The 15,535-nt window shown below is 63.0% G+C and carries 13 protein-coding genes; 12 read left to right on the plus strand and 1 reads right to left on the minus strand.

Translation table 11 applies throughout. The features are described 5' to 3' along the window. Nucleotides 1-8 precede the first annotated feature (8 nt). On the minus strand, nucleotides 9-1,136 hold the full coding sequence (locus tag ABRA89_RS07675; protein ID WP_349940858.1) for a Gfo/Idh/MocA family protein: 1,128 nt from the start codon (nucleotides 1,134-1,136) through the stop codon (nucleotides 9-11). A gap of 82 nt (nucleotides 1,137-1,218) precedes the next feature. On the opposite strand from ABRA89_RS07675, the gene ABRA89_RS07680 reads away from it, so the two are divergent. The 12 genes from ABRA89_RS07680 to ABRA89_RS07735 all read left to right on the plus strand — a co-directional run bounded on the left by ABRA89_RS07680 (nucleotide 1,219) and on the right by ABRA89_RS07735 (nucleotide 15,258). Beyond that, complete coding sequence (locus ABRA89_RS07680) at nucleotides 1,219-2,055, plus strand: MurR/RpiR family transcriptional regulator (RefSeq protein WP_349940859.1); 837 nt, start codon at nucleotides 1,219-1,221, stop codon at nucleotides 2,053-2,055. A gap of 182 nt (nucleotides 2,056-2,237) precedes the next feature. Beyond that, on the plus strand, nucleotides 2,238-4,145 hold the full coding sequence (locus tag ABRA89_RS07685; RefSeq protein WP_349940860.1) for a bifunctional 5-dehydro-2-deoxygluconokinase/5-dehydro-2-deoxyphosphogluconate aldolase: 1,908 nt from the start codon (nucleotides 2,238-2,240) through the stop codon (nucleotides 4,143-4,145). Continuing rightward, nucleotides 4,142-5,971 (plus strand): 3D-(3,5/4)-trihydroxycyclohexane-1,2-dione acylhydrolase (decyclizing), encoded by a 1,830-nt coding sequence (iolD, locus tag ABRA89_RS07690; protein ID WP_349940861.1) that lies wholly within the window; start codon nucleotides 4,142-4,144, stop codon nucleotides 5,969-5,971. The genes ABRA89_RS07685 and iolD overlap by 4 nt, the downstream gene beginning before the upstream one ends. Nucleotides 5,972-6,000: 29 nt before the next feature. Further along, complete coding sequence (gene iolE, locus ABRA89_RS07695; protein WP_349940862.1) at nucleotides 6,001-6,903, plus strand: myo-inosose-2 dehydratase; 903 nt, start codon at nucleotides 6,001-6,003, stop codon at nucleotides 6,901-6,903. 1 nt (nucleotide 6,904) lies between these two features. Next, nucleotides 6,905-7,126 (plus strand): hypothetical protein, encoded by a 222-nt coding sequence (locus ABRA89_RS07700; protein WP_349940863.1) that lies wholly within the window; start codon nucleotides 6,905-6,907, stop codon nucleotides 7,124-7,126. Continuing rightward, entirely contained in the window at nucleotides 7,123-7,935 is an 813-nt protein-coding gene (iolB, locus tag ABRA89_RS07705) for a 5-deoxy-glucuronate isomerase (protein ID WP_349940864.1), read from the plus strand. Before ABRA89_RS07700 ends, iolB begins: the two co-directional genes overlap by 4 nt. Before the next feature lie 471 nt (nucleotides 7,936-8,406). Next, entirely contained in the window at nucleotides 8,407-9,954 is a 1,548-nt protein-coding gene (locus tag ABRA89_RS07710) for an EAL domain-containing protein (protein ID WP_349940865.1), read from the plus strand. 225 nt (nucleotides 9,955-10,179) lie between these two features. After that, nucleotides 10,180-10,977 carry a peptidoglycan editing factor PgeF gene (pgeF, locus tag ABRA89_RS07715; protein WP_349940922.1) on the plus strand — a complete coding sequence of 266 codons (798 nt, stop codon included), beginning with the start codon at nucleotides 10,180-10,182 and terminating at the stop codon, nucleotides 10,975-10,977. A gap of 5 nt (nucleotides 10,978-10,982) precedes the next feature. After that, entirely contained in the window at nucleotides 10,983-12,137 is a 1,155-nt protein-coding gene (locus ABRA89_RS07720) for a M24 family metallopeptidase (RefSeq protein WP_349940866.1), read from the plus strand. 163 nt (nucleotides 12,138-12,300) lie between these two features. Further along, a complete protein-coding gene (locus ABRA89_RS07725; RefSeq protein ID WP_349940867.1) occupies nucleotides 12,301-13,284 on the plus strand; it encodes a hypothetical protein in 984 nt (327 codons plus the stop codon). A 171-nt stretch (nucleotides 13,285-13,455) separates the two neighbouring features. Further along, on the plus strand, nucleotides 13,456-14,388 hold the full coding sequence (locus ABRA89_RS07730; RefSeq protein WP_349940868.1) for a ribose-phosphate pyrophosphokinase: 933 nt from the start codon (nucleotides 13,456-13,458) through the stop codon (nucleotides 14,386-14,388). 111 nt (nucleotides 14,389-14,499) lie between these two features. Continuing rightward, nucleotides 14,500-15,258, plus strand: a complete 759-nt coding sequence (locus tag ABRA89_RS07735) for an alpha/beta hydrolase family protein (RefSeq protein WP_349940869.1) — start codon at nucleotides 14,500-14,502, stop codon at nucleotides 15,256-15,258. Nucleotides 15,259-15,535: the final 277 nt, after the last annotated feature.

Below are 15,535 nucleotides of genomic sequence, written 5' to 3' on the forward strand. Positions count from 1 at the left end.
GCGAGATGTCAGAGCGTGACGCGCAGCTCTTCGCGGGCGGACTGATCGATGGCGTGGATGACGGCCTCGAAGGCGAGCGCGTCGGTGAAATTGGGATACGCCTCCTCGCCGGCCGCGATGGCGCGAAGGAAGGCGGCGACCTCGATGGTCTTCAGGTCGCCGAAGCCGAGCTGATGGCCCGGCGCGGGGCAGAACGCTCCATAGGGCGGATGCTCCGGCCCGGTCAGGATGGTCGAAAAGCCCTGCCGGCCGACCGGGCCCTCGTTCACGTATATCTGGAGTTCGTTCATCCGCTCCTGGGAAAAGGCGAGCATGCCCCTGGTGCCATGCACCTCCCATTCGAGCTTGTTCTTGCGGCCCCAGGCCGAGCGCGAGGCGTTGATGGTGCCCTGCGCGCCGTTGGCGAAGCGCACCAGCGCGCTCGCGGCGTCCTCGTTCTCCACTTCCGCCGAGCCGGGGCCTGTCGCAAGACGCCGTGTCGGATGGATGATCTGGGTATCGGCGACGAGGCTTTCTATCGGCCCCATCAGCCCGCAGGCCATGGAAACGAGATGGCAGCCGATATCGCCCAGCGCGCCAAGGCCCGCATCGGCTCGCCGCGAACGCCAGCTCCAGAAGAGCTCTGGATCGGCCTGGTAGTCCTCATCGACGAAGCCGCGGAAATGCACCGGCGTTCCGATCGCGCCCTCCGCAATGAGCCGGACCGCATGGGTGAAAGCCGGATTATGGATGTAGTTGTAGCCGACCATGGTCCGCACGCCCTTTTCGCGCGCGGCCGCCTCCATCTCGCGGGCATCGTCCAGCGTGAGTGCGAGGGGCTTTTCGCAGTGGACATGCTTGCCCGCCGCAATCGCCACCAGCGCGATCTCCTTGTGGAGCGCGTTGGGCGTCGTGATCGAGACGATGTCGACTTGCGGATCGGCGACGAGGTCGCGCCAGTCGCTGGTCGCGCGCGAAAATCCGAACTGATCGGCCATGGCGCGGGCGCGGTCATCCGGCTGATCGCAGAGGCAGGCGAGGTCGAGATGGGGCAGCTGGCCGAAGACGGCGCGCGCCGAGCGATAGGCCAGCGCATGCGCCTTGCCCATGAAACCCGTGCCGATGAGGCCGAGACCGAGGCTTTCTCCCGGCATCATTTGCTCTCCACCGAATTAGAATTTATATTCCAAAACGGGAGTGCGCTCATCGGCGGCTTCTGTCAAGAGCGAGGCCCCTTCGATGACGTCGATCACCGACGACGCAAGAACCAGCCCGGCGACGATCGCCGAACTGCTGGACCAGCTGGATCGCATCGAGGCTGGCCTGCCGAAACGGCTGAAACAGTGCTCGATTCACCTGCGGCGGAACATGCATCTCGTCGCGGTCTCGACGGTCGCCGATATGGCGGCCGGCGCGGAAGTGCCGCCATCCGCCTTCATGCGCTTCTGCCAGTCGCTCGGCTTTTCCGGCTATTCGCCGATGCAGGCGCTGTTTCGCGCCGAATATGCCCAGTCGCGCCCCGATTACGCCGAGCGCCTGTCGCGGATCGGCGAGGCGAGCGCGCAGAATGTCGGAGCCCTTACCGCCGAATTCGCCGTTGCCGGCCGCCAATCGCTGGAGGCCCTGACGAGCGGGCTCGAACCTTCGGCATTGCAGGGCGCGGCGGAGGCTCTCTCCAGTGCCGGGACGATCCACCTGGTCGGCCTGCGCCGTGCCTTTCCGATCGTCAGCACCATGGCCTATCTCCTCGACAAGATGGAGGTGCCGACGCTGCTCCACCACGCGGCCGGACACCTCGCCAGCGACCATGCGATCCGGCCTGAGGACGCGGTCTTCGCGGTGACCTTTTCACCCTATTCGCCCGAGACGATCGAGGTCGCGACGCGCGCGGCCGAGCGTGGCGTCCCGCTCGTTGCTCTGAGCGATACGGCCGAATGCCCGCTTGGCGATCACGCCCGCCATCTCCTCATCGCGCGGGAGGTGGAGGTGGGCGCGTTCCGCGTTCCAACGGCGGCGCTAACATTAGCGACCGCACTCTCCGTCGCAATCGGGACCATTCGCAAGAAGGCCCGTTGACATGCCGGCCAGTGAGGCGCAAAATGGAATAAATATTCCAAATTGGACCGTTCGCGGTGGCACCGGGAAATCTGGACACCTGCCGCGCATCCCGGCCACCGCGCCGCACAGGGGAGGACGACAATGACGGGACTCCATACCGGACCAGAACTGGCATCTACCGCCGCATGGGGTCGCCAGGCATGACCAAGGATCTTGATCTCATCACGATCGGCCGCTCTTCGGTCGATCTCTACGGGGCACAGGTCGGCGGCCGGCTGGAGGACATGCGGAGCTTCGATAAATATGTCGGCGGCTCGCCCACCAATATGGCGACCGGCACGGCTCGCCTCGGTCTTAAATCGGCCCTCATCACCCGCGTCGGCGACGAGCATATGGGGCGCTTCCTCCGCGAGGAGCTAGAGCGCGAGGGCGTCGACGTGACCGGCGTCGTCACCGATCCGGAGCGCCTCACCGCCCTCGTCCTCCTCGGCATTCGCGACGAGGAGCAGTTTCCGCTAATTTTCTACCGGGAGAACTGCGCCGACATGGCGCTGTCCGAAGACGATATCGACGAGGACTTCATCGCCCGCGCGCGAGCCGTCGTTGCGACCGGAACGCATCTTTCCAATCCGCGCACGGAAGCTGCCGTCCTGAAGGCGCTTCAGCTTGCCCGTGAACACGGCGCGCGCACCGCGCTCGACATCGATTACAGGCCGAACCTCTGGGGTCTCGCCGGCCACGATGCGGGCGAGGAACGCTTCATCGCTTCGGACACCGTCACCGAGAAGCTGCAATCGACGCTCCACCTCTTCGATCTCATCGTCGGTACGGAGGAGGAGTTCCACATCGCCGGCGGCACGACCGATACGATCGGCGCGCTGAGGACGGTTCGCTCGGTGTCGAACGCGACGCTCATCTGCAAGCGCGGCGCGGCCGGCGCGGCGGCCTTCGAGGGCTCCATCCCGGAGAGCCTCGAAGACGGCCAGACCGGGCCGGGCTTCCCGATCGAGGTCTTCAACGTCCTCGGCGCGGGCGATGGCTTCATGTCCGGTCTCCTCAAGGGCTGGCTCGACGACGAAGACTGGCCGACGGCGCTGAAATACGCCAATGCCTGCGGGGCCTTCGCCGTCTCGCGCCATGGCTGCACACCGGCCTATCCCTCGCTCGCCGAACTTGAATTCTTCCTGAAGCGCGGCGTAACCGAAAAGGCGCTGCGCAAGGACGCCGAACTGGAACAGGTCCACTGGTCGACCAACCGCAACGGCGACTGGCCGGAAATGCGCGTCTTCGCCTTCGACCACCGCATGCAGCTGGAGGATCTCCCCGGCGCGGACGCGGACAAGATCGGCGCATTCAAGCAGCTCTGCCTCGACGCCGTCCTCAAGGTGCAGGACGGGCGGCCCGGCTACGGCCTCCTCTGTGACGGGCGGCTCGGGCGGCAGGCGCTCTACCGCGCGGCGGGTCGCGGCCTGTGGATCGGCCGGCCGGTGGAATGGCCCGGCTCGCGCCCCTTGGAACTGGAGCCGGAGATCGGCGCGGACTATGGCGGTCTCGCCGAATGGCCGGCCGAGCACGTGGTCAAATGCCTCTGCTTCTGCCATCCGGACGACTATGCTGAGATGTGGGCGAGGCAGGAGGCCACCGTTCAGCGCCTCGTCGCCGCCGCCCGCCGCAACCGGCTGGAATTCTTGCTGGAGGTCATCCCCTCCAAGGCCGGACCGGTCGACGACGAGACGACGGCGACCGTCATCCGCCGCTTCTACGATCTCGGTGTCTATCCCGACTGGTGGAAGCTGGAGCCGATGGTGAGCGAATCCGGCTGGCGCAACGCCTGCGCCGCGATCCAGGAGAATGACCCGCATGTGCGCGGCATCGTGGTCCTCGGGCTTGAAGCGACCGAAGACTCGCTGAAAGCGAGCTTCGCCAAGGCCGCGAAATTTCCGCTGGTCAAAGGCTTTGCCGTCGGCCGCACCATCTTTGCGGACGCCGCGAAAGCCTACATGAAGGACGAGATCACGCCGGATGCGGCCGTTTCGCAGATGGCGGATCGATACGCGCGCCTCTGCGCCCTCTGGGACGAGGCCCGCGCGGGAGGAGACACAAAATGAGCACGATCCGACTGACCGCCGCACAGGCGCTGGTGAAATACATTGCCGCCCAGCTCAACGAGGACGGCGAGCCTTTTCTCGCCGGCGTCTGGGCGATCTTCGGCCATGGCAATGTCGCCGCCCTCGGCGAGGCGCTCTATGGCGAGCGGGAGAACATCCAGACCTATCGCGGGCACAACGAGCAGACCATGTGCCACGCCGCGACCGCCTATGCCAAGCAATCGAACCGCCGCCGCGCGATGGCCGTCACCTCCTCGATCGGCCCCGGCGCGACGAACATGGTCACCGCTGCGGCGCTCGCCCATGTGAACCGCCTGCCGCTACTTCTCCTGCCCGGTGACGTCTTCGCCAATCGCGGCCCCGATCCGGTACTCCAGCAGGTGGAGGATTTCGGTGACGGCTTGGTAACTGTGAATGACGCCTTCCGGCCTGTGACCCGCTATTTCGACCGCATCACCCGGCCCGAGCAGCTCTTGACGGCGCTCCCGCGCGCCTTCCGCACCATGACCGATCCGGCCGAATGCGGCCCGGTTTGCCTCTCCTTCTGTCAGGACGTGCAGGCCGAGGCCTACGATTATCCGGCAAGCTTCTTCACGCCGAAGACCTGGCGCTTCCGCCGGCCGCATCCCGATCCGGTAGAGGTCGCAGCGGTGGCGGACATGCTGAAGGCGGCGAAGAAGCCGGTCATAGTCGCGGGCGGGGGCGTCCATTATGCCGGCGCGACGGATGCGCTTCGGGCCTTTGCCGAAAAGCACGGCATCCCCGTCGTCGAAAGCCAGGCTGGCAAGTCGGCGCTCGTCTGGGATCACCCGCTCAATCTCGGCCCCGTCGGCGTCACCGGCGCATCTTCGGCCAACATCGTCTGCGCGGAGGCTGATCTCGTGCTCGGCGTCGGCACGCGCTTTCAGGACTTCACCACCGGCTCTTGGAACCTGTTCCGCAACCCGAAGCGCCAGCTCGTCAGCCTCAACGTCGCGGCCTATGACGCCATGAAGCATGAGGCCGAACCGCTCTGCTGCGATGCCCTCGTGGGGCTCGAAGCGCTGTCGGACACCCTCGGCGATGTCGCCTTCGAGGCCCCGTCGGCATCGCTGAAAGAGGAATGGTTCGCCGCCGTCGATCCGCTCACCGATGCGCCGGACGAAACCAACGAACTGCCGACCGACCAGCAGGTCATCGGCGCGGTTCAGCGTGCGAGCGGGCCGGATACGGTCGTCATGTGCGCCGCTGGCACCATGCCCGGCGAGCTCCATAAGCTCTGGAAGACGCCGCGGCCGGGCGGCTACCACATGGAATACGGCTATTCCTGTATGGGCTACGAGATTGCCGGCGCGCTCGGCATCAAGATGGCGCAGCCGGAGCGCGACGTTGTCTGTATGCTCGGCGACGGCAGCTACATGATGGCGAATTCCGAGCTCGCGACCGCCGCGATGCTCGGCCAGAAGATCACCGTCGTCATCACCGACAATCGCGGCTATGGCTGTATCAACCGGCTCCAGCAGGGCTGCGGCGGGGCGGAGTTCAACAATCTCCTTGCCAACAGCTATCGCGGCGAACACTCGAACATCGACTTTGCCGCCCATGCCGCGTCCATGGGCGCGACATCCAAACACGTCGGCTCGATCGCCGAGCTCGAAGCCGCTCTTGCCGAGGGCAAGGATGTGGACGGACCCTATGTGGTCGTCATCGACACCGACCCCTATCCCTCGACGCCCGACGGCGGGCACTGGTGGGACGTGGCCGTGCCGGAAGTCTCCTCGCGCGAGGAAGTCGAGACCGCCCGCAAGGCATACGAGGAACAGCTGCGCATCCGCGCCGCCGGCTGACCGACCTTTTTATTGAACTGGACCACTTAATGATCCGCTTTGGAACGAACCCGATAGCCTGGTCGAACGACGACGACTGGTCGATCGGCGATCACATCTCCCTCGACCAATGCCTCGACGACTGCCGAAAGATCGGCTTCGACGGCATCGAGAAGGGCCACAAGATGCCGACCGACGGCACGGAGCTGAAGGCAAAGATCGGCGAATACGGCCTGAAATTCGTCGGCGGCTGGCATTCGACCAACATCCTCGACACAGGCTCGACGCTCGAGACCGAGATCGCGGCGATGGACGTCCATCTGGAGATGACGAAGAAAGCCGGCTCCGACGTCATCATCGTCTGCGAATGCTCGAACACCGTTCACGGCAACGACCAGGCGGCGGCGAACGATCGACCGATCATGGACGAGGCCGACTGGCCGCGCTTCATGGAGGCGATCAACGCGCTGGCGAGCCATGCCGCGAAGCAAGGCGTCCGCTTCTGCTACCACCACCACACCGGCACCGTGGTCGAGAGCGCCGACGACATCGACCGCTTCATGTCGCTTGCCGGCCCGGATACCAAGCTCCTCCTCGACACAGGTCACTGCACGGTCGGCGGTGCGGATCCGGCGGCGATCGCAGAAAAATACATGGACCGCGTCGGGCATATCCACTGCAAGAATGTGCGGCCCGGCTTCCTCAAGATGCTGCGCGAGGAGAACCTCTCCTTCCTAGAGGGCGTGCGCCGTGGCATGTTCACCGTGCCGGGCGACGAGGAAGGCGTGGTCGATTTCCTGCCAGTCCTCAAGGCCGCGGCGAAGGCCGGCTATTCCGGCTGGGTCGTCATCGAGGCCGAGCAGGACCCGATCGAACGCGATCCATTCAAATATCAGAGCATGGGCCTTCAGGCGCTGAAGGAAATGTCGCGCCAGACGGGGCTGATCGCTTAGGATGTTCGACACTTCCAGCCCGTGGCTGAGACCGCTCTGGCGGCGCCTCATCATCACCGTCCTCACGCTCGCCTGGGGAGTCTTCGAGGCGGTGAACGGCAACACGTTCTGGGCGCTCTTCTTCCTCGGATCGGGAGCCTGGCTCGCCTGGGCGCTGATCATCACCTACGATCCAAACGCCACTCCACCGGCCGACACCACCAAGAAGAAGGACGAGCGATGAGCCATCTTCAGAAGAAGCCCTTCGGCACCCATGGCAAGGTGCACCAGATCACGCCGGAAAGCGCCGGCTGGCGCTATGTCGGCTTCTCGCTCTATCGCCTCCGCGCCGGCGAGAGCGCGTCGGAGGCGACGGGTAAACGCGAAGTCATCCTCGTCATGGTCGAGGGCAAGGCGCAAATCAGCGGCGCGGGCGAGGATTTCGGCACCCTCGGCGAGCGCATGAGCGTCTTCGAGAAGACGCCGCCGCACTGTCTCTACGTGCCGCACAGTTCGGAATGGAGCGCGGTCGCCGAGACCGATTGTGTCCTCGCCGTCTGCTCCGCGCCCGCCTCGGACGACGCCGACTACCCCGCACGCCGCATCGGCCCGCACGGTATCTCGCTCACCGAGCGTGGCAAGGGCAACAACACGCGCTTTATCAACAATATCGCCATGGAGGACTCCCCGGTCGCCGAGCGGCTTCTGGTGACGGAGGTCTTCACGCCGGCCGGCAACTGGTCGTCCTATCCGAGCCACCGGCACGACGAGGACGACTTCCCGCGCATCACCTATCTGGAAGAGACCTATTACCATCGGCTCGACCCGGCCTCAGGCTTTGCCTTCCAGCGTGTCTATACCGACGACGGCTCGCTCGACGAGGTAATGGCGGTGAGGGACGGCGACGTCGTCTGCGTGCCGCGCGGCCATCATCCCTGCGGCGCACCCTATGGATTCGAGATGTATTATCTTAACGTCATGGCCGGCCCCTTGCGCAAATGGCGCTTCGTTGCCGCTCCCGAAGTTGAATGGATCATGAAACGGGACGCTTGATTGAATGTGTGACGATTAAGAAACGGGGTTTCTGCTTGGGCCGGCGGCCAGCGCCCCGGCAAAGAAACCTTGATATTTCCAACACAAATATCGGCTTCTTGTTGGCGTTGCGACCGCGTCGCGAGACTTTTGCCCAAACCACCATCGAAGCGATCGCAAGACCGGTTGTATTGAATGAAACTTCGGACGCAACTTGTTGAAACAAATGACATGAAAGACGGTTTGAAGCTCATTGGATCGCTCGAACCGAAACGTTGAAATGCTACAATTTTTGATGACGTTAATCGATCTTTGAGGGTTATTCCAGTTGTATGCGTCGCTAGGGCATAGGGCGCAAAAATGGCTAAGATCGTCAGTCACTTCCTTTCGGCCAGACGGCAACGAAGCATTGGTGTAGCAGCTGCAATTCTTGTTTTCCTGTCTCTATGCCTGATCGCCGGATGGTTCGTTGTTCAAGGTGTTCGGGACGAGATGCGAACCACGTCAGCCAAGGCCCTGGAACCCTATAACGCTCTGTCGACGAAGCTGACGGAAGCTATACTTGCATTCGAGAGAGAAGTCCTCGGACCGCCCTGCAGCACGACCTATTTCCGGCAGCTGCAACGCGTTGCGCTCTTGCCGGATGGACTGAACGATTTCCTCTATATGCGGGACAACGAGGTCATCTGTTCCTCCAATTCAGGCATATTCTCAGAGCGGATCGACTTTGGTGAGCCGGATCTGCAGATGAAGCTCGGCAACCTTCAGGCAGAGCTTTGGGTCGACCGCAATGTCAAAGCGCTCGGCTATGACAATATGAAAGCGTCGATTGGTCGGGCTGGACCGTTGGGCGTGGTCATACCCACACCTCAGGGCGAGCTCGCGCATCCTGAATGGGTCGCGGTCGAGACCGCCTTCGTTTCCGAGACAGGCAACTGGTGGCACCGCAAGGGCACCAAAGGGCTCTACGAGGCAACGCGCAACACAGGCATCTCGTCCTCGCTGCCCTCCTACGACCTAAAGCTTCGCGATTCGACATGTCTCGGCAACGGCTTTGTCTGTGCGGCGACCGAGGCATCAATTCTGGCCGTTTTAGGCATGCACCTGACGTTCGTTGCCGCCTTTCTGGCCCTGGCTCTCTTCGTATCCGTGTGTGCCGGTCTGCAGACGAAAGCAGCCATCTCCAGAAATCTGTCCTTCGAATCGCGCTTTCGCCGGAATTTCACGGCGCAGTCGGTCGAGTGCCTCTACCAGCCGATCCTGGACATGAAGACCGGAGAAATCGCTGCCTGCGAGGTGCTGGCGCGCTGGCGGGATGTCGACGACAAGATCGTCTTCCCGGACAAATTCATTCCGCTCATCGAAAAGTTCGGGCTGACGCTCGCCTTCACCAAGCTCGTGGTCGAGCGGGCCTTCCGCGACCTGACAGAGAACGTACACCTCGATCGGCGTCTACGCGTGACGTTCAATCTCTTCCCGCGAGATCTGGAAGAAGACAAGCTGATCGACATCTTCCGAATCTTCGAAGGAACTGAACAACGGTTCGAACTGGTCGCGGAGCTGGTGGAAAGCGAGGCGATCGATGTCGAGCTCGTCCAGGTCCAGATCGAGAAGATGAAACGTGCAGGAATCAACACCTACATCGACGATTTTGGAACCGGCTACTCCAACATGCAGAACCTCGTCGATCTTTCCGTCGACGGCGTGAAGATCGACCGCGGATTCGCCATGGCAGCCTCCGGAAGCGTGAAGGCGCGGATGCTCGATCTCGCGATCGAAATGGTCGAAGCTTCCGGAAAAATGCTCATTGTGGAGGGGATCGAAACGCAGGAACGTCTCGACTATCTTCACGATCAGAAACCGGCCGTGGACTTTGTGCAAGGCTACCACATCTCGCGACCGCTCGAAGTAAGAGCTTTCTCCGAGTTCCTGACAAAGCGGGACACCAAGGCGGTTTTTCGTGGTGTTCATCGGCCCGCGGAGCAGGCGCCGCAAAGACCCTATCGCACCGCCCTTTCCCTCGTCCCGGCAACCGTATGAGCCCGTTGCGTTTAAACGAGATTGCCCTCAGTCAATCCGCAATCGCACGGGCAAGTGCTCGCTGGTAACTGCTTTTGGCGTTCTCGACACCGCTCATCAGCCAGCCCGAGTTCCATTTGAGCTCCTCGCCTTTGAGCAGGCACAGTCACGCATCGCTTTCGACTACAGACACGAGGGCGATTGACTTCCCCTCGCCCCTCCACCACCATCCGCGCCGATTATGCGATGAGGGCACGGGGCGGCTCGAGGGTGCTGAACGAAATCCACGTTGAAACGGCCGAGGCCTTCGGACCGGCGATAAGCCATGGGTTTTTCACCCGTGACGGCGGCGTATCGACGGGACTCTATGCATCGATGAACGCTGGGCTTGGCTCGAATGACGAGCGCGATGCGGTCATCGAGAATCGGTCTCGCGCACTCGGTTTCATGGGAGTTTCTCCCGATCGGCTCGCGACCCCATGGCAGATACATTCGCCAACGGCCGTCATCGTAGAAGAGCCGTTCGGCGACGAGCGTCCACAAGCCGATGCCGTCGTGACAAAGACGAAAGGTCTTGCTGTCGGCGTGGTCACGGCCGATTGCGGACCGATCCTTTTTGCAGATGCAGAAGCGGGTGTCGTCGCCGCAGCCCATGCCGGCTGGAAGGGCGCGACCGGCGGGGTCATCGAGGCGACCCTCGAAGCCATGGTCAGCCTTGGCGCCAAACTTTCGCGTATCACGGCGATTCTCGGCCCGACTATCAGCCAAGCCAGTTACGAGGTGGGCGCGGAGCGTCTCGACGAGGCTGTCGAGGCTGCCGGTCCGTCCGCTCGCCGGTTCTTCGAAGACGGCGTCGCGCCCGGCAAATATCAGTTCGACCTGCCCGGCCTGATCGTAGAGCGCCTGAACAAGGCCGGCGTTGACGGTCGGTCCGTCGGTATATGTACCTATGGCGATCAGCGGTTCTTCTCTTTCCGCCGGGCGACACATCGCGGCGATCCGGATTACGGACGCCAGCTTTCAGCAATCGCGGTCAAAGGCTGAACGTCATGCTGCATTTCACTCGCGAGGAATACGAAGCCCGACAGGCACGCCTCATGGCGCGGATGAAGGAGGAGAAGCTCGATGCGCTGATGCTCTTCTCCCAGGAATCCATGTACTGGCTCACCGGCTACGACTCCTTCGGCTTCTGCTTCTTCCAGTGCCTGGTTTTCACTGCCGACGGCCAGATGCGGCTCCTCACGCGCTCGGCCGATATGCGGCAGGCACGACAAACCTCGATCATCGAAACCGTCATCGTCTGGCGGGACCGGGGAAGCGCCGATCCGGTGATCGAACTGCGCGACATGCTGGAAGATATGGACCTCCTCGGCGCCAAGATCGGCGTCGAATGGGCAACCCATGGCCTCACCGCGGCCAACGGCAGGATGGTCGAGGAGCGTCTCGACTCCTTCGCTTCGCTCAAGGATGCATCGCTCCTGATCCCATTGATCCGCGCCGTGAAATCACCGGCCGAGATCACGCAGGTTCGCGAAGCGACCCGCCTGGCCGACGAGGCCTATGAAGAGGTCCTGCCGCTGATCAAGCCGGGCGCCGACGAAGGCGAGCTCCTCGCGGTTCTTCAGGGCACGATCCTGAAAAAAGGCGGCGACTATCCGGCCAATCCCTTCATTCTCGGTTCCGGGGAAGCGGCCCTTCTTTGCCGCTACAAGTCAGGACGCAGCAAGCTGAAGGAGCAGGATCAGCTCACCCTCGAATGGGCAGGCGTCAAAGCGCAGTATCATTCGGCTCTGATGCGCACGGTCATCATCGGCGAGCCAACGGAGCGCCATCAGGAGCTCTACGCCGCCGCGACCGAAGCGCTCGAAGCGGTGGAAAAAACAATGCGGCCCGGCAAGACCTTCGGCGACGTGTTCGACGCCCATGCGACGGTCATGGAAGAACACGATCTCGCCCGCCACCGCCTGTCGGCCTGCGGCTATTCACTCGGGGCCAGCTATGCGCCGTCCTGGATGGATGCACCGATGTTCATGTCGGGCAATGCGGCTGAGATCGTGCCGGACATGACGCTGTTTGCTCATATGATCATCATGGACTCGGAAAGCGGTACCGCGATGACCCTGGGCCGGACCTATCTCACCACGGAAGGCGCGCCGGAGCCGTTCTCGAAACTCTCGCTCGATCTTCCGGTGATCCGGCCCTGACGGGTAACGCCGTCAAGACTCCGTTTACTGTGCCCGACAACTTATAGGTATCGGGGTCAGGTTCTCTTCACCACCCATCAAGCTTTTTCTCCCAGCGTCACACGACACACGTTCCTCCGGCCGGACGGAGCGAATGGCGGGATAAGCAAGAGGCTTGACCAACGTGACCGGACAGCGACGCTTCGATCGAAAGAAGGCTACCCTTCTTATCGCGGCCATGACTCCGGGCATGCTCAGTGCGTGTTCTGGCGTGGAGATGATGTCGAGCGTCGATGGCAATCTGGTTCCGCCAGCTTCGATCGGCTCGGGCGGCGGCGTATACGGGTCGCCCTCCCCCAACCCCGCGGGGTCGGGAAGCGATCTTTCCAGCGGCTATGGCGGCATGTCCGCGCCGACGCCGCCCTACCCAGTCGAAAAGCTGCCGGGGGGCTACCAGCCACAGAATGCGGGCTATCAGCAGCCAGCGCAGCAAAATCCAGACTATCAGCAAAAAGCGGGCTACCAGCAGAACAGCGGGTATCAGCAGAACGCCTCGGCTCAGCCGAACGACGGTTATCAACAAGCTGCGCCGACATCGAACAATATTCAGTCGGCGCCGCTCCTTGCGCCGTCCTCCAACCAGCAGACAGTTCAGCAGCCGGCAGAGACATACGAGCAGCCGACCTATTCCGACGACAACGACGCGTCCACGGCGCAACAGCAGGCAAGCATTGCGCCGCCGTCCCAACCCGCACCCGCGCCACAGACGCAGACTCAGACGCAATCCGCGGCGCTCGGCCGGTCGACATCGGAGGTTCAGTTCCTGCCACTCGTCGGCGCGCCGAACGAGCAGGCCAATATTCTCGCTCAGGCCCTCTCCGACGAAGCAGGCCGCTCCAGCGTCACCATTCGCCCGGCATCCGATGGACAGGCATCGGTACGCCTCAAAGGATATTTCAGCGCCTTCGATGAGGGCGATCAATCGGTGCTGGTCTATGTCTGGGACGTTCTCGATCCCAATGACGAGCGCATTCACCGCATCCAAGGCCAGGAGCGTTACGCTAAGTCGCCTGATGGTCCTTGGGCGGGCGTCGATCGTACGGTGCTCGACCGCGTTGCGAGAACGACACTTCAGGAAGCACAGAGCCTTCCGCAGGCCTCAGGTTGATGTCACGGCAACAAGCCGTAACCATCTCCAGAAACTCCCAACGGTGTTTGGGTTGAAGTTTCCCGGCAGGCTGGTAAAGCGCGCTGGCGAAAGCGGCGCGTCCGCGGGAGCCGTCCGGCAGGCTCCCGGGGCAAAGGATGTGACGGAACAGCCGAGACACGGACTAGCGTGATGAAAATTTTCAGCGGCAACTCCAACCGGTCGCTTGCGGAGGCGATGGCGAAATATCTGGAGCTTCCGGTGGGCGAGGCTCTGGTCCGCCGTTTCGCCGACCAGGAAATCTTCGTCGAGATTCAGGAAAACGTGCGCGGCGAAGACGTCTTCATTCTCCAGTCGACGTCCTACCCCGCCAACGACCACCTGATGGAGCTGTTGATCATCATCGACGCGATGCGCCGCGCCTCGGCCAAGCGCATCACCGCCGTCCTCCCTTATTTCGGCTATGCGCGACAGGATCGGAAAGCCGGCGGCCGCACACCGATCTCCGCCAAGCTCGTCGCCAACCTCATTACCCATGCCGGCGCCGACCGGGTGATGACCCTCGATCTTCATGCCGGGCAGATCCAGGGCTTTTTCGACATCCCGACAGACAACCTTTTCGCGATCCCGCTCTTTGCCCGTGACATCAAGGAGCATCAGGACCTTTCGAACCTCACCGTCGTGTCGCCGGACGTCGGCGGCGTGGTGCGTGCCCGCGCTCTGGCCAAGCGGCTCGACGCACAGCTCGCCATCGTCGACAAGCGGCGCGAGCGGCCAGGCGAATCGGAAGTCATGAACATCATCGGCGATGTCGACGGCCGGAACTGCATCCTGATCGACGACATCATCGATTCGGGCGGCACGCTCTGCAACGCCGCCGCAGCGCTCGTCGATGCCGGCGCAAACAGCGCCTCGGCCTACATCACCCACGGCGTCCTCTCCGGCGGCGCGGCGGCCCGTATTGCCGCTTCCAGCCTGCAGGAGCTGGTCATCACGGATTCGATCGAGCCGACCAAGGCGATTCGCGAGACCGACAATATCCGCATCGTGACCACGGCCAATCTCCTCGGCGAAGCGATCGCGCGGACGGCTTCAGAAGAATCGGTTTCCAGCCTCTTCGACTGATCGGCCTGCGGACCCAATCGCGCCGCTCGTCAGGCGGCGGCGCCTTGGCGCTGGTGGCTTTCCTTCTACTGCGTCCTACCCTTTCCGCCAGATCACCACGCGGAAAGTGACATGACCGAAAGCAGAGCCGTCGAGTTCACGGGTTCGAACGGAAACAGGATTTCCGCGCGGCTCGAAGTGCCCGACGCTGATCCGGTGGCCTACGCGCTGTTCTGCTCCTGCTTCACCTGCGGCAAGGATTTCCTCGCAAGCGTCAAAGTGAGCCGCGCCCTCGCCGAGGCGGGGATCGCAACCCTACGCTTCGACTTCTCCGGTATCGGCCAGAGCGAAGGCGATTTCGAATATACGAACTTCTCGACCGACCGCGCCGATACGGTCGCAGCCGCCGGTTTCCTGCGTGAGAACTACGCCGCTCCCAAGCTGATCGTTGGGCATAGCTTAGGCGGCGCGGTGGCGATCGCGGCGGCAAGCGATATTCCAGAATGCAAAGCCGTCGTGACGATTGCCGCGCCCTACGACGCCTGGCACGTGACCCACAATTTCGAGGATGCGCTCGACGCCATACGCAAGGATGGACGCGCCGAGGTCGAACTCGGTGGACGGACCTTCACCATTGCCCGGAAGTTTGTCGACGATCTGAAAGACCAGCCTCAGCCCGAACGGATCGATGCCCTCAATATAGCTCTCCTCGTGATGCATTCGCCGACGGACGATGTCGTCGGCATCGAGAACGCACGGATGATTCACGACCGGGCACGCCATTCCAAGAGCTTCGTCTCGCTGGAAGGCGCGACGCATTTTCTAACCGATGGCGCCGATGCCGAATACGCTGCCGGCATCATCGCGGCCTGGGCCAGCCGCTACTTCTGAACCGTCGAGAAACCCGACGAGGTCGTATTGCCGCGACCGCGGACTATCGAGCGCTCCGCCCCGCGCACCACCCGTTTTCTCGACGGCTGACGCGAACGCGCCTCGAAAAGAGCCGTCACGCGGCCCGCTTGCCCTCAAGGCAGGCCTGCGTTATAGGCTGCGGCGTCCGCGCAGACACCCTTGGAGGCAGCGCGGAGATGGGCGGTTTGCCAGTGGCAGGCCGCTTTTCGTCGTTTCCGGCACGAGACGCGGCCGGGCGACCACCTCAACAGTCAAA

Origin of the sequence: Fulvimarina thalattae (genome assembly GCF_040239565.1) — a bacterium.
In the GTDB taxonomy this organism is placed as follows: Bacteria; Pseudomonadota; Alphaproteobacteria; order Rhizobiales; family Rhizobiaceae; genus Fulvimarina.

Coding starts and splice junctions, on each gene's coding strand:
- ABRA89_RS07675 (WP_349940858.1), bottom strand. CDS start 1,136: ATGATGCCGGGAGAAAGCCTCGGTCTCGGCCTCATCGGCACGGGTTTC.
- ABRA89_RS07680 (WP_349940859.1), top strand. CDS start 1,219: ATGACGTCGATCACCGACGACGCAAGAACCAGCCCGGCGACGATCGCC.
- ABRA89_RS07685 (WP_349940860.1), top strand. CDS start 2,238: ATGACCAAGGATCTTGATCTCATCACGATCGGCCGCTCTTCGGTCGAT.
- iolD (WP_349940861.1), top strand. CDS start 4,142: ATGAGCACGATCCGACTGACCGCCGCACAGGCGCTGGTGAAATACATT.
- iolE (WP_349940862.1), top strand. CDS start 6,001: ATGATCCGCTTTGGAACGAACCCGATAGCCTGGTCGAACGACGACGAC.
- ABRA89_RS07700 (WP_349940863.1), top strand. CDS start 6,905: ATGTTCGACACTTCCAGCCCGTGGCTGAGACCGCTCTGGCGGCGCCTC.
- iolB (WP_349940864.1), top strand. CDS start 7,123: ATGAGCCATCTTCAGAAGAAGCCCTTCGGCACCCATGGCAAGGTGCAC.
- ABRA89_RS07710 (WP_349940865.1), top strand. CDS start 8,407: ATGCGAACCACGTCAGCCAAGGCCCTGGAACCCTATAACGCTCTGTCG.
- pgeF (WP_349940922.1), top strand. CDS start 10,180: ATGAGGGCACGGGGCGGCTCGAGGGTGCTGAACGAAATCCACGTTGAA.
- ABRA89_RS07720 (WP_349940866.1), top strand. CDS start 10,983: ATGCTGCATTTCACTCGCGAGGAATACGAAGCCCGACAGGCACGCCTC.
- ABRA89_RS07730 (WP_349940868.1), top strand. CDS start 13,456: ATGAAAATTTTCAGCGGCAACTCCAACCGGTCGCTTGCGGAGGCGATG.
- ABRA89_RS07735 (WP_349940869.1), top strand. CDS start 14,500: ATGACCGAAAGCAGAGCCGTCGAGTTCACGGGTTCGAACGGAAACAGG.